Consider the following 22,953-nt stretch of genomic DNA (forward strand, 5'->3'; position numbering starts at 1 on the left):
GTTAAGCCCTCCCCCTTGTGGGGAGGGTTGGGAGGGGACTTGCTTCAACTCGGCGCGGCCGTGTTTCGACCGCGCCGAACGGGATCATTGGATGGCGCGGATCGCTTCCCAGTCGGACTTCTCGTAGCCGAAGTCCTCGAACTTGACCTTTTCGAGCACGTTCTTCTCGAAGTCGGCCTTGTCGACTTCAACGACGTTGAGGCCGCGCTTCTTGAAGTCGTCGACAAGCGCTTTTTCACGCTCCTCGATGATCTTCGTGGTCTTGGCGGCAGCTTCCTGCATCACGTCGCGGAAAATCTGCTTGTCTTCGTCAGACAGGCTCGCCCAGCGGCTCTTGGAGATGACCGTATTGAGGTGATCGACGATGTGGCCGGAGAGAACGATGTTCTTCTGCACTTCAAAGAATTTCTTCGCTTCGATCGTCGTCAGCGGGTTTTCCTGGGCATCGACCGTGCCGTTCTGCAGTGCCAGATAGACTTCCGCAAAGGCGATCGGTGTCGTGTTGGCACCGCAGGCGCGCGGCATGGCAAGGTAGGCCGGCACGTCCGGCACGCGCATCTTCACGCCCTTCAGGTCGGCGCATTTGGTGATCGCGGTATTCGAGGTCGTGTGGCGGGTGCCGTAATAGCTGACGGCAGTGATGACGTTGCCGGTCTTGTCCTCGTAGCCTTTGGCGAGACGCTTGAAGACGTCGCTCTTGGTATAGGCGATCAGGTGGCTCGGATCGCGGAAGATATAGGGGAAATAGGTGACGCCGATCGGCTTGAAATCGCGGGCGGCAAAGCTCGATCCCGAGATGATCATATCGACGGTGCCGAGCTTGAGGCCCTGGTTGATATCGGCTTCCTTGCCAAGCTGAGAAGCCGGGTAGACGTCGATCTTGTAACGTCCGTTGGTACGCTTGGCGATTTCCTGCGCGGCCCAGACGGATTCCGTGTGGAACGGTTCGGATGTCTCGTAGACATGCGCCCATTTCAGCGTTTCTTCCGCATGGGCGGTGATTGCCGACGCGACGACGATTGCCGCTGCACTGAGCAGCGCCTTGAATCTTGAACTCATTCTGTCCTCCCGAATTGCGTTCAGATTGCTCCCTTGATCGGCCGCCTCCTCGCGGTCTCGATCACTCCTCTCTCGTCGGCTCCTCTCCGAAGCTCTCCGAGAATCTCTTCTGCGACAAGGTCAGATGCATCCGCATTGCTTCGCGTGATGCCGCCGGGTCTCCTGCCGCCAGCGCATTGCGTATCGCCGTGTGTTCCTCAAGTGCCGCCCGCCAGGTATGCGGACCTTCGAAATAGCTGGCGAGCTTTTCGAAAAAAGGCGACGAGCGCCGTTTATCGTAGATAAGCCCGGTAAATACGTTGAGCGCCGAATTGCCGATGATGTCGGCGATCGCGGTATGGAATGCACGATCGAGCGTCAGCGCCCGTTCCGGATCCTCCAGCGCGCCTGCCATTTCCCGAAGGATCAGGTCGAGCTTTTCGATACCGGCATTGTCCACACGTCTTGCAGCCTCTTCCGCAATCGCACTTTCGATCAGGCAGCGCGCCTGCAGGATTTCGAACGGCCCGTCGCTGTCATCCGCGGGAAGAACCGCGACATTGCTCTGAGAGTTGCGATTGACGTAAACGCCGGAGCCCATGCGGATCTGCACAAGACCTTCGACTTCAAGAACGATCAGAGCTTCCCGCACGGTCGGACGGGATACGCCCAGTCGTTCGGCCAGTTCGCGTTCAGCAGGCAGTCGCTCGCCGACGAGAATTTCCCCCGACTGGATGAGCATACGAAGCTGTTCCGCGGCCTGGCGATAAAGCCGGCGTGGTTCAAGCGCGACAAACATGAAAACCTCCTGACGCGTCTCTCCTCTCGCGTCATGTGGTCAGATTGTCTTACCAATTGTCATTCGTCAAGTGGTGTCCTCACAGAAACTTGTTCAGACCGGCATCGGGACGCCGTAGGTGCCGGACAGTTCGAGAAATGCGTCGCGTGTGACGGGGTCGAGTTCGACACCTTGAGCATCGCGCTGGCGTGCGACCTTCCATTCGCGATCACCCGGCGCCATGACCGATGCGCCGGAACGGGCGGGTGATGTCCGCAATGTCTCGACATAGCGTTTCATGCCGGCTTCGAACGTTGCCCTGTCGACAAAGGCTTCCGGCTGGATCGCCATGACGAAAGCGCCGAGCAGGCGCGGTGTCTGCATGTCCTCGCCCATCATCGATGGGATGTCGAAGCTGAGGCGCATGCCGGTGAGCACGGCGCTGAAGATTTCCGCGATACCGGCAAGGCCGGCACCCTTGAAGCCGAAGGCATCACCCAGCGGGGCGAGCATTTCGGTCAGATGCGGGTCCGTCGTGTTGATACCTGCCTCGTCGGAGGAAACCCCCTCGGGCAGCTTCGTCCCGGTGCTGCGGTAGAGCAGAACGCGGTTGAAGGGGACGGCGCTGGTTGCCATGTCGAGGAACCACGGATCTTCGCCGGCGATCGGGACGGCCATCGAAATCGGGTTGGTGCCGTGGAAGCGCGAGGCGCCGTCGTGAAGGCGAACAAAACTGTCGGAATTGCAGAAGGACAGGCCGATCATTCCATGTCTGGCAGCCTCGACCGAATAGGCACCTGCCGCGCCGAAATGCGAATTGTTGCGGACGCCGACGGCGCCGATGCCAAATTTTCCGGCGAGATCGATCGCCCGAGCCATCGCGGCATAGGCCGGGACCGCGCCCTGTGCGTGGTCGCCGTCGAGTGTTTCCACCGCACCGAAACCGGCGACCTTCTTGATGTCCGGGTTCTTGTTGAGGCGGCCGCCTTCAAGGGCCTTGATGTAGTGCGCCAGCAGGCGAACGCCGTGGCTATCCACGCCGCAGCGCGTGGCGTGCATCAGGGCGCGTGTGGTCGCGTCAGCCGTCGCATCGTTGGCACCACAAGCCTTTAGAACCTGACGGCAAAAGCGGTCGAGATCCGAAAGCGAGACTTTGTGTTGAGCGGCGTCCATGGCGTTTCCTCTGAATTATTGTCTTTTGTGTACACTAGACATTCTTTGCCGCGAATGTAAATGAATGAAAGACGGTCGATTGCGATTTTCGCCGGTGCGATACCAGAGAGGCAGGGACATGACGGAGGAGCCGAGTGATGCCGTACCGGGGCGTTCGCCCAAGCTTTACCAGCGCGCTCTTGCGGTGGTCGCGTCGGAAATCCGCTCCGGCGGGTGGCATGACGCCGCAAGGCTGAACGAGACCGCGATTGCCAAGCGCTTCGGCATCAGCCGGGCACCGGCAAGACAGGCCTTGGCCGAACTGGAGGCGCTGGGGCTTGTGCGCAAATCCGAGGGGCGCGGGTACCAGGTCGTTGCGGGGGCAGGATCTACTCGCCCGGACGTCCCCGACGCTGCCGGTCCGTCCGGCCCGGATGACGTTCAGCTTCACTTTCTGGCGAGCTGGGAGCTGATCTACCGGCAGGTGGAGCTGGAGATCGTCTCCCGCACATCGATCGCCAGCTGGCGCATCAACGAGGTGGCGCTGGCGAAATCCTTCGGCGTGAGCCGCACGGTTGCCCGCGAAGTGGTGGCGAGACTGCAGCAGCGCGGCATCGTCAGCAAGGATGATGCCGGCCGCTGGCATGCGCCGGCACTGACGGCAAGGCATGTGAACCAGCTTTACGAATTGCGATGGACGCTTGAGCCGCTGGCGCTGCAGCAGGCCTATCCGCATTTGCCGGATGATCTGCTGCCGGCCTTGTTTATCGATCTGCGGCAGGCGATCGAGGCGGGAGATGCAGCCGACGGCGCGATGCTGGACGCAGTGGAGCAGCAGCTTCATGGCCAATTGCTCGGCTATTGCGACAATGCTCCGCTGATGCAGGCAATCAGCCTGCCGCAAGCCATCTTGGTCGCGCATCACCGGCTCTACCAGCCGAAGACGCCGCCGATCATCGACGAGCCGTTTTTGCTGGAGCATGTTGAGGTTTTCGATCGGCTGATGGCTGGCCGGGTCGCGGAGGCCGGCGCGGCGCTTGCCAATCATCTGAAAATCTCGCGGGAGCGCGCCATGCTGCGCATCGGCAATGCCGCACGCGGCCTGTCATTGCCGGATGTGGCCTATCTGGAGCGCCTGCGCGACGTCGAATTCAGTTTGTGATCATGATCATCGGGAGGAGCCGACATTGAAGATCAAGTCCCTGGAACCATTCATCCTTCATCTGCCGCTGACATCGGCGTCGATCTCGGATTCCACCCACAGCATCACCCATTGGGGCGTAGTCGGGGTGGCGATCACCACGACGGACGGGCTGACCGGCTACGGTTTTACCGGCACGCATGCGCATCTGGCATCCGACCGGCTGATCACGGCCTGCATTCGCGATTGCTATGCGCCGCTTCTGATCGGTGAAGATGCCAATGACCATCAGCGGCTCTGGACCAAGCTTGCGCGTTATCCGTCGCTGCAATGGGTCGGCCGGGCGGGGATCACGCATCTGGCGCTCGCTGCCGTTGATGTCGCGATCTGGGACCTGAAGGCGAAGAAGGCGGGGCTGCCGCTCTGGGCTTATCTCGGTGGCGCAAGGACCGACAGGCTGGAGGCCTATAATACCGATATCGGCTGGCTGTCCTTCTCGCTCGACGATCTTCTGTCCGGCTCTGCGCGCGCGGTCGAAGAGGATGGATTTACCCGGATCAAGCTTAAGGTCGGCCACGACGATCCGAATGTGGATGTCCGCAGGCTTGCGGCTGTGCGCAAGCGGCTGGGGCCGGATATCCGCATCGCCATCGACGGCAACGGCAAATGGGATCTGCCGACCTGCCTGCGGTTCTGCGAGCGGGCGCGAGATCTCGATATCTACTGGTTCGAAGAGCCGATGTGGTATGACGATGTCGAGAGCCACCGCCTGCTGGCGCGCTCCTCCACCATTCCGGTGGCGCTCGGCGAGCAGCTTTATACGGTCGATGCATTCCGCAGCTTCATCAATGCCGGGGCGGTCGCCTATGTGCAGCCGGACGTGACGCGACTTGGCGGGATTACCGAATATATCCAGGTTGCGGATCTGGCGCTGGCGAACCGGCTTCCGGTGGTGCCGCATGCGGGTGAGATGAGCCAGGTGCATGTGCATCTGAGCTACTGGCATCCCGCCTCGACGATCCTCGAATACATCCCCTGGATAAAGGATCATTTCGAAGAGCCGGCGGATGTCGTGGGTGGCGTCTACAAGCGGCCCGAAAAGCCGGGTGCCGGAACGACGGTGCTGGCCGACAGCTTTGCGCGGTTCGGCAAAGGCCTTGGCTGATTGCCGGTGATAAAAACAGATCTGCCGCCCGGAGGCGGCAGATTGGGGTGGGACTCGCGTCCCATCCAAGCCTTGGGAGGCTTATTCGGCCGGCTGCAGCTGCGCCGTCTTGATATCGTCGCCACGCGACGACAGGGCGGCGTCCAGCATGTCCTTGTCGAGTTCGCCTTCCCAGCGTGCAACGACGATGGTGGCGACGGCATTGCCGACGAGGTTGGTCAACGCGCGGCATTCCGACATGAAGCGGTCGATGCCGAGGATGAGCGCCATGCCGGCGACCGGAACGGACGGAACGACCGAGAGCGTTGCAGCGAGCGTGATGAAGCCTGCGCCGGTAATGCCAGCGGCACCCTTCGACGACAGCATTGCCACGAGCAGAAGCAGGATCTGGTCCATCAGCGACAGCTCGATGCCGGTTGCCTGGGCAATGAACAGCGCCGCCATCGTCATGTAGATGTTGGTGCCGTCGAGGTTGAAGGAGTAGCCGGTCGGGATGACCAGGCCGACAACCGAGCGCTTGCAGCCGGCGCGTTCCATCTTCTGCATCAGGTTCGGCAGGGCAGCTTCCGAAGAGGAGGTGCCGAGCACGAGAAGCAGTTCTTCCTTGATGTAACGCAGCAGGGCGAAGATCGAGAAGCCGTTATATTTCGCAACCGCACCAAGGATCACGATCACGAAAAGAAGCGCCGTGATGTAGAAAGACAGGATGAGGAAGGCGAGGTTGGCGACAGAGCCGATGCCGTATTTGCCGATGGTAAAGGCCATCGCGCCGAAGGCGCCGATCGGAGCGGCCTTCATGAGGATCGCGACGAGCTTGAACATCGGTGCGGTGAGCGCGGTCAGGAAGTCGTAGACCGGCTTGCCCTTCTCGCCGACCATGCCGAGCGCGATGCCGAACAGGACGGAGAAGAACAGGACCTGGAGAATGTCACCCTGCGAGAAGGCGCCGACGATGGTTTCCGGAATGATGTTCATCAGGAAGCCGGTGATTGTCGTCTCATGCGCCTTGGTGGCGTAGGTGGCGACTGCCTTGCCGTCGAGCGTGGCCGGATCGATGTTCATGCCGGCGCCCGGCTGAAGCAGGTTGCCGACGATGAGGCCGACGATGAGAGCCAAGGTCGAGAAGGTGAGGAAGTAAAGCATCGCCTTGCCGGCGACGCGACCGACCTTCTTCAGGTCCGACATGCCAGCAATGCCGGTGGCGACCGTCAGGAAGATCACCGGTGCGATGATCATTTTCACCAGGCGGATAAAGGCATCGCCGAGCGGCTTCAGGCTGGCGCCGAAATCAGGCCAGAAATGGCCGATCAGCATGCCGATGACGATAGCGGTCAGAACCTGGACGTAAAGCTGGCGGTAGAGCGGCAGGCGTGCAGGCGGCTGGGTGGATTCGGGTATTGCAATCATTTTGTCCTCCATCGCGCCGCAACCAAACTATCTGGCTCTTCCCGGGCGCATTGATGTCGGAAGCGAGGCAGCAAGCGGTGTGCCAGTTTGTCGCCTGCGGCATAAAGTCTTGATTACAATCGATTAAATTGCGCTTCGTCATTTGTGTGTCGATATTTGAGCGGATTTTCGCACGGCTGTATTTGCGTGATGTGCGGATTTGTGCTCAATTGTCTGTATGTCGATACGTCAATCAGCCGAGCGCCTGCCGGCAATGCGCCGCACCTGGATTGTTTTCTGCCTATTGGCCCTCGTTGCCTGTGCCGCAGTTTTTTACGTCGCGGGTGTTTATGGACGTTCGACGGCACTTGCCGGCCTGTCTTTGCAGGGGCGCACCGAGGCGAGCCTTAAAGTGGCGCTGTTGCAGGCCGTGCTCGAGCGGCCGCGCGCGCTGCCACTGCTCCTGGCGCAGGATCGCGATGTCGTCGACACGCTGTCTTCCAGCGATCCTGCTGCAAGGATTGCCCTCAGCCGCAAGCTCGAGGAGCTGATTGCACCCACCAAGGCGGCGGTGATCTATGTCGTCGCAGCGGACGGCATTGCGGTTTCGGCCAGCAACTGGCGCGAGGAAAAAAGCTTTGTCGGCAACGACTATACATTCCGCAGCTATTTTTCCCGCGGCATGAAAGAGGGGGGCGCCGAGCATTTTGCGCTGGGTTCCGTCAGCAACCGGCCGGGGCTTTATATTTCCTACAGGGTGGGTTCAGCGGAAAAGCCGCTTGGCGTCGTCGTCGCCAAGATGGAGTTCGACCAGCTGGAGGCCGATTGGGGTGATACGCAGCGACCGTCTTTTGTCACCGACAACAATCATGTCGTTCTGATCACGACCATACCTTCGTGGCGGTTCATGACTACGCAGCCGCTGCCGCAATCGAGCCTGTCGGCCATTCGCGAGAGCCTGCAGTTCGGTGACGCGCCGCTTCTCCCCTTGCCGATGACGCGGCTGGAAAATCTGGGGCCGGATGCGGATATCATTCGGGTTCTTCTGCCGGGAGGCGGGCAGATCCGTTACCTGCAGATCTCTGTCCCCGTCGCCTCGACCAGCTGGCATTTCCAGTATCTTCTGCCGATCGACGGAGCCGTCGCCTCGGATATGCGCGAGTTTCGCCTGATTGGCGCGCTCGCGCTTCTTGCGCTGCTGGCCTTGGCGGCGGTCTGGATCCGCCGCCGGCAGCTGGCGCAGGTCCAGATCATCGACGCATTGGCGGCGCGTGAAGAGCTCGAACGGCGGGTCGATGAGCGAACGCGTGATTTGAGCCTGACGCGGGACAACCTGCAGGCGGAAATTTCCAATCGCAAATCGACAGAGGTAAAGCTGCAGGCGGTGCAGCAGGATCTGGTGCAGGCCAACCGCCTCGCCATCCTCGGACAGGTTGCCGCCGGCGTCGCGCATGAAATCAACCAGCCGGTTGCCACCATCCGCGCCTATGCCGACAATTCCAAGATCTTTCTCGAACGGCAGCAGATACAGCCGGTGAAGGAAAATCTCGATCTGATCGCCTCGCTTACTGAGCGGATCGGCGCGATTACCGACGACCTCAAGGCGCTTTCGCGGCGCGGCCGCACGGCAGCCGAGCCGGTGTCACTTGCGGAAGTGCTCGAAGGTGCGGTCCTTCTGCTGCAGAGCCGGTTCACCGGGTCGCTGGACATGCTGGTTATCGAGCCGATTGCTGACGATCTGGAAGTCATGGGAAGCCGGCTTAGGCTGGAGCAGATTTTCATCAACCTCCTGCAGAACGCGCTCGAAGCGGTCGAGGGGCGCGAGACGGGGCAGGTCATCGTTTCGGCAGAGGCGACGAATGAGAAGGTTTCGATTTTCGTGACGGATAATGGTCCGGGCATCGCTTCCGACATTCTCGCCGAACTGTTCCAGCCGTTCAATTCCTCCAAGGAAAAGGGGCTGGGGCTTGGGCTGGTTATCTGCAAGGACATTGTGGCGGACTATGGCGGCCAGCTCGATGTCGAAACGGGTGATGCCGGCACCCGATTTACCGTTCATCTGAAGAGAGCCTGAGCATGATCGAAGCCGTTCCCGTTTTTCTCATCGATGACGACAAGGATCTGTTGAAGGCGACCGCTCAGACGCTGAACCTTGCCGGTTTCGACGTCCGTTCGTTTTCGACCGGCAGCGAGGCTCTGTCGCAACTCGACGACAGGTTTCCGGGCGTGGTCGTCTCGGATATCCGCATGCCGGGTCTGGACGGGTTGCAGCTTTTCGACCGGATCTCGGGCTTCGATCGTGAACTGCCGGTCATTCTGATGACCGGTCACGGCGACATACCGATGGCGGTAAAGGCCATCCAGAGCGGTGTCTACGACTTCATTGCAAAACCGTTTGCGACCGAGCGGTTGATCCAGTGTGTCAGGCATGCCGCGGAAAAGCGCAGTCTCGTGATGGAGAACCGGCGGCTGCGGACTGCCGGAGCAGAGGCCGACGACGGTTTGCCGCTGATCGGCCAGACGCCGGTGATGGAGCGCCTTCGCCATATGCTGCGCCAGATCGCCGATACCGATGTCGACGTGCTGGTGACGGGCGAAACGGGCAGCGGCAAGGAAGTGGTTGCCAGCATTCTCCATTCATGGAGCAGGCGATCGGCCGGCAATTTCGTCGCGTTGAACTGCGGCGCGCTTCCCGAACAGGTGATCGAGAGCGAGCTTTTCGGCCACGAGGCCGGGGCCTTTACCGGTGCCCAGAAGAAACGCGTCGGCCGGATCGAGCATTCGAGCGGCGGCACGCTGTTTCTCGACGAGATCGAGAGCATGCCGCTTTCCACCCAGGTGCAGATGTTGCGGGTTCTGGAAATGCGTGAGGTCACGCCACTTGGCACCAACGATATACGCCCTGTCGATCTGCGAGTCGTGGCGGCCTCCAAGGTCGATCTCGGCCATTCCGATCAGCGGGCGGTCTTTCGCGAGGACCTTTATTACCGGCTGAACGTGGTAACGTTGACAATCCCGCCGCTGAGGGAGCGACGGGACGACATTCCGCTCCTGTTCAATTATTTCACTAGAAAGGCCGGGCAGCGGTTTGGCCGTGAGGTTTCGGACCTGCCGCGTCAGGTGGTCGATCATCTGCGCGACCACGCGTGGCCCGGCAATGTCCGGGAGCTTTCCCATTATGCGGAGCGATTCGTACTCGGCCTCGAACCGTCCGCGCCGCTATCGGCGCAATTGGCCAAGGTTGCCGATGGCGCAGGCCTGCCGGAGCGGCTGGAGCGTTTCGAAGCCGATATCATTCGCGAAACGCTGACCGAGTTCGGCGGTGACGTGCAACAGACGATCACGGCACTCGGCATCCCGCGCAAGACATTTTATGACAAGCTTCAACGTCATGGAATTGTGCGAAGCGACTACGCGGAACGCCGCTGAAACCTCTGTGGAATAAGCATTTTTAACGCCTTTGTCTGTTGCCTGACTGAGCGGGTGCATCTTCGCTCGCTCTAAAATGATGCGGAAAAGACCGGTCTCGGAAACACCTGGTTAAGGTTTTCTTTTTATTAACAGAGGCCGGTGTGATCACGTTATTTGATGGTTTCGCGTACATGCATTTTCCGCCTTCCCGCAAAGACATTTCCCCAATCGAAGACGCCAATTGGAGTGACGAACAGGAGTTCGTGGCGGCCAATGATGCTGAGCAGCCTCTTCCCCTGCCGGAGCCGATACCGGCGGTCGAGCTGGATCCGGAAAAGCTTCCGACATGGCAGCGCGCCTTCATTCTGGCGCCGAATGTGCGCTTTACCCGCACGCCCGGCCGCGGCCCTGCCAAGCAGGACGTCGTTATCGTCGAGGAGGTCGGTCATGCCGGGGGGCTGGCTCCAGCGCTGACGCCGCAACCGATCGCCATCCCGATGTCCGCGAGCCATCAGGCTCCACTTCATGCAAATACAGGTTCCCAAGTGACTAATCTTCAGCGCCGCATCGGCCAGGCATTCGCACCGTCCGCGCCTGCCGCTCCCGTCTCTCAGCCGATCGAGGCGGCCATGCAGCGCGTCGTCGAGCAGCCGATCTACCGCCAACCCGCGGCGGTCGCTCCGGTGCCTGCCCCGGCAGGGCCGGAAATCACACAGGCTCAGAGCGTGCCGACACGCCGCGTGACGTCTATCCCGGATCATCTGATCTGGGAGATGATGAGCCTCGGCGCTTCGGAAAATATCGAGCAGAAGGCCTCGCCGCGCGTATTGGCAGCCCCTCAGGTTGCGCCGAAGCCGGTTCCCGCGGCGCTGAAGCCGACCGTTACCCGTTTCGTGCCGCCAAGCCCCGTTCATGCGCCTGCTCCGGCTGTTGTTGTGGCTGCGGCGGTCACTGCTCCTACCGTTCACGAAGCGCCGTCCGCGATCGATCTCTATCGCCAGATCGCAATCAGGCAGGCCGCGCCTGTTTCCTTCGCTGTAGAGCCGCAGCCTGTGCCGTTCATCGAGCCCGCCGCCTATGCCGCGCCGGTCGAAGCGGTGGTTGAACAGCCCGTGCAGATGGCAGAGCCAGTCGAGATCCAGCCCGCCGCACCGGTGGCAGTCCGCAAGCCGCGTATACTGCAATTTGCCGAAGACTACACCTTCCCGGATATCGATCTCCTGCAGGTCGCCGAACCGCGCGAAGAGCAGACGATGAGCCAGGAAGCGCTGGAACAGAGCGCCGGGCTTCTCGAAAGCATTCTCGAAGATTTCGGCGTCAAGGGCGAGATCATCGACGTTCGTCCCGGCCCGGTCGTAACGCTCTACGAATTCGCCCCGGCTCCGGGCGTGAAATCGTCTCGCGTCATGAACCTGTCGGACGATATCGCCCGTTCGATGTCGGCTCTGTCGGCGCGCGTTGCCGTGATACCCGGCCGCAATGTCATCGGCATCGAGTTGCCGAATGTCGAGCGCGAGACCGTCTATCTGCGCGAACTGGTCGAGAGCAATTCCTATATCGGCACCGACTACCGCCTGCCGCTCTGCCTCGGCAAGACGATCGGCGGTGAGCCGGTCATCGCCGAGCTCGCCAAGATGCCCCATCTTCTCGTGGCCGGCACGACCGGTTCGGGCAAGTCGGTCGCCATCAACACGATGATCCTGTCGCTGCTCTACCATCTTCGCCCGGAAGAATGCCGGTTGATCATGGTCGACCCGAAGATGCTGGAACTCTCTGTCTATGACGGCATCCCGCATCTGCTCACCCCCGTCGTTACCGACCCGAAGAAGGCCGTTCTGGCGCTGAAATGGGCCGTGCGCGAAATGGAAGAGCGCTATCGCAAGATGTCGCGCCTCAACGTCCGTAATATTGACGGTTTCAACGCCCGCGTTGCCGAAGCCCGCAATAAGGGCGAGACGATCATGATCAGCGTGCCGGTCGGTTTCGACCGCTCGACCGGCGAGCAGGTGTTCGAGGAACAGGCTCTCGACTTGACGGCGCTGCCTTACATCGTCGTCATCGTTGACGAAATGGCCGACCTGATGATGGTCGCCGGCAAGGAGATCGAAGGCGCGATCCAGCGTCTGGCGCAGATGGCGCGTGCTGCAGGTATCCACCTGATCATGGCGACCCAGCGTCCGTCCGTCGATGTCATCACCGGCACGATCAAGGCGAATTTTCCGACCCGCATCTCCTTCCAGGTCACGTCGAAGATCGACAGCCGCACGATTCTGGGCGAACAGGGGGCCGAACATCTTCTCGGCCAGGGGGACATGCTGCACATGAAGGGTGGCGGGCGGATTGCCCGTGTCCACGGCCCGTTCGTCTCGGATTACGAAGTCGAAAAGGTCGTTGCGCATCTGAAGACGCAAGGCCAGCCGTCCTATCTCGGCAGCGTGACCGAGGATGAGGAAGAGGACGGCGTCGAGGAAGAAGAGGACGCAGCCGTCTTCGACCAGACCTCGATGGGTGCGGAAGACAATGGCGACGATCTCTACGAGCGCGCCGTCAAGATCGTCCAGCGCGACAAGAAATGCTCGACCTCCTACATCCAGCGTCGCCTGTCGATCGGCTACAACCGCGCTGCTTCGCTAGTAGAGCGTATGGAAAAGGAAGGTCTGGTAGGCGCGCCGAACCATGTCGGCAAGCGCGAGATTCTCGGCCCGCAGCAGGTGCAGCCGCGCACCGGCGAAGAGTGATCGGCGCCGGCCTTGGTCAAGCTGGCTGCCTCTTGTCTGCAGCACTTCCTTATCCGCCGTCATGATCGCCCTCGGGTTAAACCCGAGGGTGTCCCGAGCATCTGCTACCCTTTCGGCTTTGGCGACGTGGTTAGGTCCTCGGGACAAGCCCGAGGATGACGCCAAGTGTTGGGCTTAGCCGGAAAAACTAAGCGGCTTTCCATTTCGTCAACGATCGTTCGACCATCGACAGAAAGTCGAAGACGAGGATCGCAAGGGCGGCGACGAGGAGCGCGCCCTGAAGGATGAAGGCGAGATTGTTCGACTGCAGCCCGGCGATAATGACTTCGCCGAGCGTTTTTGCGGCCACCGTCGAGCCGATCGTGGCGGTGCCGAAGCCGATAACGGTCGAGATCTTGATGCCGCCGACGATCATCGGCAGGCTGAGCGGCAGTTCGATCTGCCTGAAAATCTGGAACGGCGTCATGCCATTGCCCTTGGCGGCATCGGTTATGTTATGCGGCACGGTCGTCAGCGCCGTCATCGTATTCTCGAAAATCGGCAGAAGCGCATAGAGAAACAGCGCGACCAGCGTCGGGCCGTTGCCGAAACCCATGGCGGGCACCGCGAGTGCCAGCACGGCGACGGGCGGAAATGTCTGGCCGATATTCACTATCGTTCGGGCAAGCGGCAGGAATTCCGCGCCGAAGGGGCGGGTGACGACGACTGCCAGCGCGACTGCGATGATGGTTGCGAGAAGTGTAGCGATGAAGACCATGCGCACATGCTGCAGCGTCAGAGCGGCGAGATCGCCCTGGTTGTAGATCGCCGGTGCATTAGCCTGCACCAATGGCCTGAAGGCGAAGTCGAAACTCTCCGGCGAGGCGAGAAAGCCCGCCAGCAGGATCAGAAGAACGATACGGGGCGCGAAGCGAGAAAGGCTCATTGCGGCCTGACCGCCTGACGCAGCAATGTTTGCAGCCGCACACGGCCGAGCGGCTTTCCATCGTCCGAGACGACCGGAAGCAGGTCGGCGCCGTTCCACATCAGTGCGGCCAAGGCGTCCTGTCGGGTTCTGTTCTCCTCGATCGGCTCACCGTCTGCTTCTCCAGGCTCGATCACTCCAGCGACGGTGTCGAGTGATAAAAGCCGGAAGGGACGGTCGAATGTACCGACCAGCCCTTCGACGAAGGGTGTTGCGGGTGCCTTCAGAAGATCGATGGGCCGGCCGTATTGCAGGAGTTTTCCCTTGTCCATCACCGCGATCGTGTCGCCGAGATGGAAAGCCTCGTTGATATCGTGAGTGACGATGACGATCGTCGTTCCGAACCGTTGCTGGATCGCCAGAAGCTCGTCCTGCGCCTTGCCGCGCAAAACCGGATCCAGCGCGCCGAAGGGCTCGTCCATCAAGAGGATCTTCGGTTCTGCGGCAAGCGCGCGGGCGACGCCGACGCGTTGCTGTTGGCCGCCGGAAAGCTGGTGCGGATAACGGTTTGCGAAAGCGGCCGGATCTAGCTGGAAGAGATCGAGCAATTCGGCGACCCGCGCGTCGATCCGTGTCTTCTGCCATTTGAGCAGTCGCGGCACGGTCGCGATGTTTTCGGCCACCGTGCGATGTGGAAACAGGCCGTGGCCCTGGATGGCATAACCGATCCGCCGCCGCAATTCGTGGCCGGGGATGTTTCGCGTATCTTCCCCGCCGATCAGGATCGTGCCGTCGTCCTGCGAGACGAGCTGGTTGATCATCCGCAGAAGCGTCGTCTTGCCCGAGCCGGATGTCCCGACCAGAACGGCGATCGTGCCAGCGGCGACTGTGAAGGATACGCTGTCGACCACGGCCTTTTCGCCATACCGCTTGGTGACGGACTGGATATCGATCATGTGGAGTGAACCTCGCTGCCGGGTGCTTCGCTGAAATCCACCAGCGCATCGAGCAGGATGGCGGCGATAAAGGACATGGCGACGGTCGGCAATGCGCCGAGCAGGACAAGGTCCATTGCTGACTGGCCGAGCCCCTGGAAAACGAAGACGCCCATGCCGCCACCGCCGATCAGTGCCGCGATCGTTGCCATGCCGATATTCTGGATGAGGACGATGCGGATTGCGGCAAGCAGGCTCGGGAAGGTCAGGGGGAACTCGATCGAAACGAGCCGCTGCAGATCGGTCATGCCGGCGCCGCGAGCTGCATCATTGGCCTCGCGCGGCACGTTTTCGAGACCGCCGACCGTGTTGGCGACGACTGGAAGGAGCGAATAAAGCACCAGCGCGACGAAGGCCGGAGCGGTGCCGATGCCGGAAATGCCGATTGCCGCAGCACCCGGAATATGTGTTGCGACCCAGCCAAGTGGCAGGATCAGCAGGCCGAACAGTGCGATCGAGGGGATGGTCTGCAGGATGTTGAGCGTATTGAGCGCCGCCGCACGCAGCCATGATATGCGATGACAGATGACGCCGAGTGGCAGGCCGATCAGGAAGGCAACCAGCATGGAGCCGAGCGCCAGCATCGCATGACGCGACATCTCCGCCCAGAACGCATCAGAGCGGTTCACATATTCCTTCATCACGGAGATATCGGCGAGGACGCCCGATGCGAATATCCCGCTGATCACAGCCGTCGCGACGACTAGCAAAACCAGCCGGAAAGCCGGCGAGAGCCTGAGTTTGGCAATCATATCGCAAAAGGCGAGGGAGAGGCTGAAGAGCAGCAGCCAGAAACCCGAGCCGGGCGAGACGCGCGCATAGGAGTTGCCCGGCGGAAGCCCGGCATTGGCGGCAGCGCCGAGGGCCAAGATCACGATAAGCAGCGCGGCCGACGAGATCACAAGCCGTGTCGATAGTGGAAGGCGGAAAAGCAGGCAGAGTGCAACGAAGACCATCGCACCCGCCAGAGCGATGCCGCCACCGGAGGGGAGGGCGTCGATCAGCGAAACTCCCTGTCCTTGCAGGATGCGGTTCGGTTTGACCACGATGAAGGGCAGTGCAAAGGTGGAAGTCACTATGAGGGCGGCCATCAGCACGCCCGTCTTTTCCAGCCCTCTGAGCAAGCCGCTGCCCCTTTTCTCGGTGTTAGAGTTTTGTCGGGCTTACTTGAGGAAGCCGTTTTTCTTCAGAAAATCTTCGGCGACGGTCTTGGCCGGTTCGCCGCCGACCTGAACGCGGCCGTTCAAATCCTGAAGGGTGACGAGATCGAGTTTTTCGAAAACCGGTTTCAGCAACTCGGCGATCTTCGGGTTCTTTTCGAGCGTTGCCTGCCGGATGATAGGTGCCGGCTGATAGACAGGCTGCACCTTCTTGTCGTCATCGAGCACGACGAGGCCGGAAGGAGCGATGCCGCCATCCGTGCCGTAGACCATCGCCGCATTGGCGCCGTTCGTCTGGTTGGCGGCCGCCGCGATCGTCGCAGCAGTGTCGCCGCCCGAAAGCGTGATCAGTTGTTCCGGCTTGAGCTTGAAGCCGTAGGTCGTCTGGAAGGCGGGGAGGGCTGCTGCCGAATTGACGAATTCGGATGATGCGGCAAGCACGATCTTGCCACCCCCGGCTATGAATTTGCCGAAATCGGAGAGTGTCTTCAGCTTATTCTCTTCCGCAACATCCTGGCGGACGGCGATGCCCCAGGTATTGTTGGCGGGAGAAGGCGTCAGCCAGACGATCTTGTTGGCGTCGAGATCGAGTTTCCTGACGGTCTCATAGGCCTGCGCCGGATCTTTCCAGGCAGGATCGTCTGCCTTTTCGAAGAAGAAGGCACCGTTGCCGGTATATTCCGGATAGATATCGATCTCGCCGGCCGTGATCGCTTTGCGCAGCACCGGTGTCGCACCGAGCTGGATGCGATCGGTCGCGTCGACATTATTAGCCTTCAGGACCGAGAGGATGATGTTGCCGAGGACGCCGCCCTCGGTGTCGATTTTCGACGAGACGACGACCTGTGCCGACGCAGCCGTAGCGGTGAGCGACAAGGCGAGCAGAAGGCCTGCAAATTTTCCGGTGAGCGACATCCGAGCTTCCCTGGTTTTCTGGAACCGGCGGCAATGCCGGTGCGTTTGTTTGAGTGGTTCGCAAGAAAGCTAGAGCACGGCTCAAAAGTGTCGAGGAAGTTTCGACTGCAGAAAACGAAAAACGGAAAACCTTCGTCTTTTTATCGAGTTAAGGTGAAAATCGTTTTCCTGAAAGTTGTTTGTCGAAATCCGTCACAATGTCGGCACCCGGGGCCGCCGTTGCCTTGACATGAGGTCGCTCAGGCATAATGTCGCACCCGGTTCGTTCTATTAGAATGGAGAAAAGTTCACGATGAATATGGACCTCTCAAGGCGCAGCTTTATGAAGCTGGCCGGGGCAGGGGTTGCGGCGACTTCCATTGGTGCGTTGGGTTTTGGCGAAGCTGAAGCCGCTGAAATCGCTCATGTGCGGCCATTCAAGCTGGCCACGACCACGGAAACCCGCCAAACCTGTCCTTACTGTTCCGTCGCCTGCGGCATCATCATCTACTCCAAGGGTGACGTGCGCAAGGGCGACAAGGCGGAAGTCGTCCACATCGAAGGCGATGTCGACCATCCGACCAATCGCGGGACGCTCTGTCCCAAGGGGGCGGCCCTCAAGGACTTCGTGAAGTCCCCCACCCGCCTCCTTTACCCGATGCACCGCAAGCCTGGCTCGGACAAGTTCGAGCGCATGTCCTGGGACGAGGCTCTCGATCGCATTGCGCGGCTGATGAAGGACGACCGCGACGCCAACCTTCTCCTGAAGAACGAGAAGGGTCTGGACGTGAACCGCTGGACGACGACGGGCATGCTCGCAGCGTCGGCGACTTCCAATGAAACGGCATGGGCGACCTTCAAGTTCGCCAAGTCGATAGGAATGGTCGGTTTCGACAATCAGGCACGCGTCTGACACGGCCCAACGGTGGCGAGTCTCGCCCCAACATTCGGCCGTGGCGCAATGACCAACGCCTGGACTGACATCAAGAATACCGACCTCGTCGTCGTCATGGGCGGCAACGCGGCGGAAGCACACCCCTGTGGTTTCAAGTGGGTGACGGAAGCAAAGGCCCATCGCGGTGCCAAGCTGATCGTCGTTGACCCGCGTTACACCCGCACGGCCTCCGTATCAGACTTCTATGCTCCGATCCGTCAGGGTTCGGACATCGCTTTCCTCAACGGCGTGATGAAGTACTGTATCGATAACGGCAAGGTGCAGTGGGACTACATGAAGGCGTTCACCAACGCGGCCTTCATCGTCAAGGACGGCTTTGGTTACAAGGACGGCCTGTTCACCGGCTACAACGAGGAAAAACGCGATTACGACCGCTCGACGTGGGATTACGTGATCGGCGAGGACGGCTTTGCCGTGACCGACCCGACGCTCGAACACCCGCGTTGCGTCTGGAACCTCTTGAAGGAGCATCTGGCTCCGTACACACCGGAACTGGTCGAACAGGTCTGCGGCACCCCGAAGGAAAAATTCCTGAAGGTGGCCGAAATGATCGCCGAATGCTCGTCGCCGACCAAGACGATGACGTCCATGTACGCGCTCGGCTGGACCCAGCATTCCAAGGGTTCGCAGAACATCCGCGCCATGGCGATGCTGCAGCTGATCCTTGGCAATATGGGTGTACGCGGTGGCGGCATGAATGCCCTTCGCGGTCACTCGAACATTCAAGGATTGACCGACCTTGGCCTGATGTCGCACCTCCTCACCGGCTATCTGACGATGCCGAGCGAGAAGGACACCGACTTCGAGACCTATATGTCGACGCGTCAGTTCAAGCCGCTTCGTCCGGGTCAGACCAGCTACTGGCAGAACTACAGGAAGTTCATGGTCTCCTTCCAGAAGGCCATGTGGGGCGACGCCGCGACAGCCGAAAATGGCTGGGCGTTCAACTACCTGCCCAAGCTCGACGTTCCGGCATACGATATCCTTCGCATGTTCGAACTGATGAACAACGGCAAGGTCAACGGCTATCTCTGTCAGGGTTTCAACCCGATCCTCGCCTTCCCCAACAGGGCCAAGATCACGTCTTCGCTTTCCAAGCTGAAGTTCATGGTCACCATGGACCCACTGGAAACGGAAACCTCGCGTTTCTGGGAAAACCACGGCGACTTCAACGATGTGGATACGGCGTCGATCAAGACCGAAGTGTTCCAGCTGCCGACGACCTGCTTTGCAGAGGAAGACGGCTCGCTGACCAATTCGGGCCGCTGGCTGCAGTGGCACTGGCAGGCAAGTTCGCCTCCGGGCGAAGCCAAGCATGACAGCTGGATCGTTGCGCAGATCTTCCTGCGCATGCGTGAACTCTATCGCAAGGAAGGCGGCGCCTTCCCCGATCCGATCCTCAACCTTACGTGGGATTACGAGGACGAGAACGAACCAACGGCAGAAGAGCTGGCGAAGGAGATCAACGGCCGCGCGCTTTCCGATCTCATGGACCCGACCGATCCGACCAAGGTTCTCGTTGCCGCCGGCAAGCAGGTGGTCAACTTCTCGCAGCTCAAGGACGATGGCTCCACCATGTCCGGCTGCTGGATCTATTCCGGCTGCTGGAACGAGCAGGGCAACAATATGGGCCGTCGTGACAACCACGATCCGGACGAAACCGGCGCCTATCTGGGCTGGACCTTCGCCTGGCCGCTGAACCGCCGCACGCTCTACAACCGTGCGTCTGCGGACATCAACGGCAAGCCCTGGGATCCCTCGCGCAAGCTGCTGGAATGGGATGGTGCCAAGTGGACCGGTTATGACATTCCCGACATTTCGCCGACGGCGAAACCACAGGATGTCGGCCCGTTCATCATGAACCAGGAAGGCGTGTCACGTCTGTTCGCGCGCGGCATGATGCGTGACGGTCCGTTCCCGGCTCATATGGAGCCGTTCGAAAGTCCGGTCGAGAACGTCTTCAACCGCAAAATGCGCGGCAACCCGGTTGCCCGCGTGTTCGCATCGGACGCAGCCCAGCTCGGCACATCGGCGGAGTTCCCCTATGCGGCGACCTCCTACCGTCTGACCGAACATTTCCATTACTGGACGAAGCACAACCGGGTGAACTCGGCGCTTCAGCCGGAATTCTTCGTGGAAATTTCGGAAGAGCTAGCAGCGGAAAAAAAGATCGAACATGGCGGCTGGGTCCGCGTGTGGTCGAAACGTGGTTCGGTAAAGGCCAAGGCCGTGGTGACGAAGCGCATCCGGCCCCTCATCTGTGACGGAAAGCCGGTTCATATCGTCGGCATCCCGCTGCACTGGGGCTTTACCGGCTCGGCGAAAAAGGGCTTTGGCCCCAACTCGCTCGCAGCCTTTGTCGGTGACGCCAATATCGAGACCCCGGAATCGAAGGCGTTCCTCGTCAATATCGAACCCTCGACCGCACCCAAGGACAAGGAGGTGAACGTCTGATGGCCAATACCATGGACAGCCCACGCACCGCCGTCAGCAATCCGCCGGTGCAGCCGATGGAAACCAACCTGACGCAGCGCGACCTCATCCGTCGCTCCGCAACATCCGAGCTGCCGAACCCTGAGCGGCAGCTCACCCCCGTCGCAAAGCTCATCGACGTGTCGAAATGCATCGGCTGCAAGGCCTGCCAGTCGGCCTGTGTGGAGTGGAACGACACCAATCCTGCCGTCGGCGAAAATGTCGGGGTCTACACGAACCCACACGACCTGACCGCCGACATGTTCACGCTCATGCGGTTTACCGAATGGGTGAACCCGGAGACCGACAATCTGGAATGGCTGATCCGCAAGGACGGCTGCATGCATTGTGCCGATCCGGGCTGTCTGAAGGCCTGCCCGGCGCCGGGTGCGATCGTGCAGTATTCCAACGGCATCGTCGACTTCGTCCACGACAACTGCATCGGCTGCGGCTATTGCGTGAAGGGCTGTCCCTTCAACATTCCCCGCATCTCGAAGGCGGATCACAAGGCGTATAAATGCACGCTCTGTTCCGACCGTGTTGCCGTCGGTCAGGGCCCGGCCTGCGCAAAAGCCTGTCCCACCCAGGCGATTGTCTTCGGCACCAAGGAAGACATGAAGAAACATGCGGAAGGCCGCATCGCTGACCTGAAGTCACGCGGTTACGCCAATGCCGGTCTTTATGATCCGCCGGGTGTCGGCGGCACGCATGTCATGTACGTGCTGCACCACAACGACAAGCCGCATATCTATGCCGACCTGCCGGATAATCCGGCCATTTCCGCCGTCGTGCAGACGTGGAAGGGCGCGACCAAATATGCCGGCCTTGCTGTCATGGGTCTGGCCGCTGCCGGCACCATCCTGCATGGCCTGTTCGCCAAGGCCAACCGCGTGTCCAAGCACGAGGAGGAAGAGGCGAAGGAACTGGTCGACGAAAGCGTCGAGCATGCTGAAAAGCGCGAGGAGGATGCCTGATGAGCACGCCTGCCAACACCGCACAGCCAAAAACCAGCCCCGTCAAAACCGGGGCTGAGGACTCGATCCGTCGCGGCCCGCCTGTCGAGGTGGTCCGTTACGGACCCGGCAAACGCATCAACCACTGGGTGACGGCGATCAGCCTGATCCTGTTGCTGCTCTCCGGCCTTGCCATGTTCCACCCATCCCTGTTCTTCCTCACCGAACTTTTCGGCGGCGGGCAGATGACACGCTGGATTCATCCGTGGATCGGCGTCGTTCTGTTCATCTCCTTCTTCATCCTGTTCGCACAGTTGTGGAAGCTGAACCTGCCGAACAGGGACGACGTGCAGTGGGCCTCGCAGATCTCCGACGTGATCAGTGGCCATGAGGAAAACCTGCCGGAACTCGGCAAATATAATGCCGGCCAAAAATTCATCTTCTGGGGCATGGCGGCCCTCATCATCGTGCTGATCGTTACCGGCATCATGGCGTGGGAACAGTATTTTGGTCACCTGACGAGCATTCCGGCGCAGCGTATCGCGTTGCTTCTGCATTCGCTCGCAGCCGTCGCCATCATTCTGGTCTTCATCCTGCACGTCTATGCGGCCATCTGGACGCGCGGCACCATCAGGGCGATGACCCGGGGCACCGTGACCGGCGGCTGGGCATGGCGTCACCACCGCAAGTGGCTGAAGGACATGGCTGGACGCGGCCGGATTGATTCGACAAAATAACGTCGATGACGACAGAACCGCGCGCCCGCTTTTCGGCGCGCGGTTTTAAAAAAGTAATCCCGAATTGCATATCGCGTGCCATCAAGGCCGATATGTTTGATGAGAGAAAGCTGTGGCCGGTCGGCCCTGCGAGGTTTTATGTCCGCATCTTCCATTCAGCCCGATCCCTCGATGATCGGCGGCATTGCCAAGGCACCCTTTGCCCTGATGCCGAACCCGGCACGCTTCTTCTCTGAACGCGCCACCCGTTTCCAGATCCTCGCCGAGACAAGCAATCTTGGCCCCTATCTGAAATTCCTGAGCGCCATCGCCGCCCTGCAGGCAGAGCTGATTGCCGAGCTTCCACCGGTCGTCCCGGTCGATGCCGATCAGGTGTCGCGTGCCCGCGAAAACACCATGCCGCCGATCGATCGCGCCGCCATGGTGAAAAGCGACGACTACCGCCAGACGCTCGCCCTCTTCCTGGAGCGCGCCGAAACCATCGAAAAACCGGCAGCCGCGCAACAGGCACTCGAAGCCGTCGCCGCCGCCGGTGAAGACACGCTCGACTGGATGATCGGCAATGTGATCGCCGACACGATGCCGGTCGAGGGCTTGGCTCACCACCTTTATATCGCCGCCGCCACGCAGGTTCACGCGGCACGCCTCGCAGCCGGTCTGGACGCCTTGAAGCTCGTGCCCGTCGCTCCCGGTGTCTGCCCCTCCTGCGGCGGCAAGCCGGTCGGCTCGATGGTGATCGGCGTTCAGGGTGCGGAAGGGGCGCGTTATGCCTGCTGCGCCGGTTGCGCCACGATGTGGAACGAGGTGCGTGTAAAATGCATCGCCTGCGGCACCACCAAGGGCGTCGGTTACCGCGCCGTCGAGATCGAAGGTGATCCCGAAGGCAAGACCGCCGTCATCAAGGCCGAAGTCTGCGACGAGTGCAAAAGCTGGACAAAGATCCTCTACCAGAACAAGAACCCGTCGCTGGAAATCATCGCCGATGATGTCGCAAGCCTCGGCCTCGACCTTCTGATGAAGGACAGCGAATATAGACGTGCCGGTTTCGATCCCTTCCTCGTGGGGTACTGAGAT

17 protein-coding genes are annotated in these 22,953 nt (G+C 60.6%); 9 read left to right on the forward strand and 8 right to left on the reverse strand.

Annotated features, from left to right (window positions below; translation table 11 throughout):
- Nucleotides 1-84: 84 nt before the first annotated feature.
- The 3 genes from JNB91_RS25615 to JNB91_RS25625 form a co-directional block, all read right to left on the reverse strand.
- Nucleotides 85-1,059, reverse strand: coding sequence for a sialic acid TRAP transporter substrate-binding protein SiaP (locus JNB91_RS25615; protein WP_220328316.1), 975 nt, complete (start codon nt 1,057-1,059; stop codon nt 85-87).
- A gap of 61 nt (nt 1,060-1,120) precedes the next feature.
- Nucleotides 1,121-1,837 (reverse strand): FadR/GntR family transcriptional regulator, encoded by a 717-nt coding sequence (locus JNB91_RS25620; RefSeq protein ID WP_220328317.1) that lies wholly within the window; start codon nt 1,835-1,837, stop codon nt 1,121-1,123.
- A gap of 93 nt (nt 1,838-1,930) precedes the next feature.
- Nucleotides 1,931-2,989 carry an Ldh family oxidoreductase gene (locus tag JNB91_RS25625; RefSeq protein ID WP_220328318.1) on the reverse strand — a complete coding sequence of 353 codons (1,059 nt, stop codon included), beginning with the start codon at nt 2,987-2,989 and terminating at the stop codon, nt 1,931-1,933.
- Nucleotides 2,990-3,107: 118 nt separating this feature from the next.
- Between JNB91_RS25625 and JNB91_RS25630 the strand changes: the two genes are divergently transcribed.
- Complete coding sequence (locus JNB91_RS25630; protein ID WP_220328319.1) at nt 3,108-4,130, forward strand: GntR family transcriptional regulator; 1,023 nt, start codon at nt 3,108-3,110, stop codon at nt 4,128-4,130.
- Between the two features lie 25 nt (nt 4,131-4,155).
- Entirely contained in the window at nt 4,156-5,274 is a 1,119-nt protein-coding gene (locus tag JNB91_RS25635) for a mandelate racemase/muconate lactonizing enzyme family protein (protein ID WP_220328320.1), read from the forward strand.
- A gap of 81 nt (nt 5,275-5,355) precedes the next feature.
- Here the strand turns inward: JNB91_RS25635 and JNB91_RS25640 are convergent, their stop codons facing one another.
- A complete protein-coding gene (locus tag JNB91_RS25640) occupies nt 5,356-6,681 on the reverse strand; it encodes a dicarboxylate/amino acid:cation symporter (RefSeq protein WP_220328321.1) in 1,326 nt (441 codons plus the stop codon).
- A gap of 217 nt (nt 6,682-6,898) precedes the next feature.
- Here JNB91_RS25640 and JNB91_RS25645 point away from each other — a divergent pair, with 217 nt between their 5' ends.
- The 3 genes from JNB91_RS25645 to JNB91_RS25655 all read left to right on the forward strand — a co-directional run bounded on the left by JNB91_RS25645 (nt 6,899) and on the right by JNB91_RS25655 (nt 12,809).
- On the forward strand, nt 6,899-8,734 hold the full coding sequence (locus tag JNB91_RS25645; RefSeq protein WP_220328322.1) for a sensor histidine kinase: 1,836 nt from the start codon (nt 6,899-6,901) through the stop codon (nt 8,732-8,734).
- Between the two features lie 2 nt (nt 8,735-8,736).
- Entirely contained in the window at nt 8,737-10,089 is a 1,353-nt protein-coding gene (locus JNB91_RS25650; protein ID WP_220328323.1) for a sigma-54-dependent transcriptional regulator, read from the forward strand.
- 173 nt (nt 10,090-10,262) lie between these two features.
- A complete protein-coding gene (locus tag JNB91_RS25655) occupies nt 10,263-12,809 on the forward strand; it encodes a DNA translocase FtsK (protein ID WP_220328324.1) in 2,547 nt (848 codons plus the stop codon).
- A 187-nt stretch (nt 12,810-12,996) separates the two neighbouring features.
- Here the strand turns inward: JNB91_RS25655 and JNB91_RS25660 are convergent, their stop codons facing one another.
- From JNB91_RS25660 to osmF, 4 genes are read right to left on the reverse strand one after another with little or no spacing between them, the layout of a single operon-like run.
- Complete coding sequence (locus tag JNB91_RS25660; protein WP_220328325.1) at nt 12,997-13,734, reverse strand: ABC transporter permease; 738 nt, start codon at nt 13,732-13,734, stop codon at nt 12,997-12,999.
- Nucleotides 13,731-14,669 carry an ABC transporter ATP-binding protein gene (locus JNB91_RS25665; protein WP_220328326.1) on the reverse strand — a complete coding sequence of 313 codons (939 nt, stop codon included), beginning with the start codon at nt 14,667-14,669 and terminating at the stop codon, nt 13,731-13,733. The genes JNB91_RS25660 and JNB91_RS25665 overlap by 4 nt, the downstream gene beginning before the upstream one ends.
- Nucleotides 14,666-15,832, reverse strand: coding sequence for an ABC transporter permease (locus JNB91_RS25670; RefSeq protein ID WP_430736363.1), 1,167 nt, complete (start codon nt 15,830-15,832; stop codon nt 14,666-14,668). The genes JNB91_RS25665 and JNB91_RS25670 overlap by 4 nt, the downstream gene beginning before the upstream one ends.
- Before the next feature lie 39 nt (nt 15,833-15,871).
- Nucleotides 15,872-16,783, reverse strand: coding sequence for a glycine betaine ABC transporter substrate-binding protein OsmF (osmF, locus tag JNB91_RS25675; protein WP_220328327.1), 912 nt, complete (start codon nt 16,781-16,783; stop codon nt 15,872-15,874).
- Between the two features lie 292 nt (nt 16,784-17,075).
- On the opposite strand from osmF, the gene fdnG reads away from it, so the two are divergent.
- The 4 genes from fdnG (at nt 17,076) to fdhE (ending at nt 22,950) form a co-directional block, all read left to right on the forward strand.
- Nucleotides 17,076-20,171, forward strand: coding sequence for a formate dehydrogenase-N subunit alpha (gene fdnG, locus JNB91_RS25680; RefSeq protein ID WP_220328328.1), 3,096 nt, complete (start codon nt 17,076-17,078; stop codon nt 20,169-20,171).
- The gene (gene fdxH / locus JNB91_RS25685; RefSeq protein ID WP_430736364.1) at nt 20,171-21,163 is read left to right on the forward strand and encodes a formate dehydrogenase subunit beta; all 993 of its coding nucleotides are present in this window, start codon (nt 20,171-20,173) and stop codon (nt 21,161-21,163) included. Before fdnG ends, fdxH begins: the two co-directional genes overlap by 1 nt.
- Nucleotides 21,163-21,879, forward strand: coding sequence for a formate dehydrogenase subunit gamma (locus tag JNB91_RS25690; protein WP_220328329.1), 717 nt, complete (start codon nt 21,163-21,165; stop codon nt 21,877-21,879). The genes fdxH and JNB91_RS25690 overlap by 1 nt, the downstream gene beginning before the upstream one ends.
- 138 nt (nt 21,880-22,017) lie before the next feature.
- On the forward strand, nt 22,018-22,950 hold the full coding sequence (gene fdhE / locus JNB91_RS25695) for a formate dehydrogenase accessory protein FdhE (protein WP_220328330.1): 933 nt from the start codon (nt 22,018-22,020) through the stop codon (nt 22,948-22,950).
- The last annotated feature ends 3 nt before the right edge of the window (nt 22,951-22,953 follow it).

Origin of the sequence: Aliirhizobium wenxiniae (genome assembly GCF_019511445.1) — a bacterium.
In the GTDB taxonomy this organism is placed as follows: Bacteria; Pseudomonadota; Alphaproteobacteria; order Rhizobiales; family Rhizobiaceae; genus Neorhizobium; species Neorhizobium wenxiniae_A.

Excerpts from the sequence above, each read along its gene's own strand:
- JNB91_RS25630 (WP_220328319.1), top strand. The coding sequence starts at position 3,108 with ATGACGGAGGAGCCGAGTGATGCCGTACCGGGGCGTTCGCCCAAGCTT.
- JNB91_RS25650 (WP_220328323.1), top strand. The coding sequence starts at position 8,737 with ATGATCGAAGCCGTTCCCGTTTTTCTCATCGATGACGACAAGGATCTG.
- JNB91_RS25620 (WP_220328317.1), bottom strand. The coding sequence starts at position 1,837 with ATGTTTGTCGCGCTTGAACCACGCCGGCTTTATCGCCAGGCCGCGGAA.
- JNB91_RS25690 (WP_220328329.1), top strand. The coding sequence starts at position 21,163 with ATGAGCACGCCTGCCAACACCGCACAGCCAAAAACCAGCCCCGTCAAA.
- osmF (WP_220328327.1), bottom strand. The coding sequence starts at position 16,783 with ATGTCGCTCACCGGAAAATTTGCAGGCCTTCTGCTCGCCTTGTCGCTC.
- fdxH (WP_430736364.1), top strand. The coding sequence starts at position 20,171 with ATGGCCAATACCATGGACAGCCCACGCACCGCCGTCAGCAATCCGCCG.
- JNB91_RS25655 (WP_220328324.1), top strand. The coding sequence starts at position 10,263 with ATGCATTTTCCGCCTTCCCGCAAAGACATTTCCCCAATCGAAGACGCC.
- JNB91_RS25665 (WP_220328326.1), bottom strand. The coding sequence starts at position 14,669 with ATGATCGATATCCAGTCCGTCACCAAGCGGTATGGCGAAAAGGCCGTG.
- JNB91_RS25615 (WP_220328316.1), bottom strand. The coding sequence starts at position 1,059 with ATGAGTTCAAGATTCAAGGCGCTGCTCAGTGCAGCGGCAATCGTCGTC.
- JNB91_RS25640 (WP_220328321.1), bottom strand. The coding sequence starts at position 6,681 with ATGATTGCAATACCCGAATCCACCCAGCCGCCTGCACGCCTGCCGCTC.
- JNB91_RS25625 (WP_220328318.1), bottom strand. The coding sequence starts at position 2,989 with ATGGACGCCGCTCAACACAAAGTCTCGCTTTCGGATCTCGACCGCTTT.
- JNB91_RS25645 (WP_220328322.1), top strand. The coding sequence starts at position 6,899 with ATGTCGATACGTCAATCAGCCGAGCGCCTGCCGGCAATGCGCCGCACC.
- JNB91_RS25660 (WP_220328325.1), bottom strand. The coding sequence starts at position 13,734 with ATGAGCCTTTCTCGCTTCGCGCCCCGTATCGTTCTTCTGATCCTGCTG.
- fdhE (WP_220328330.1), top strand. The coding sequence starts at position 22,018 with ATGTCCGCATCTTCCATTCAGCCCGATCCCTCGATGATCGGCGGCATT.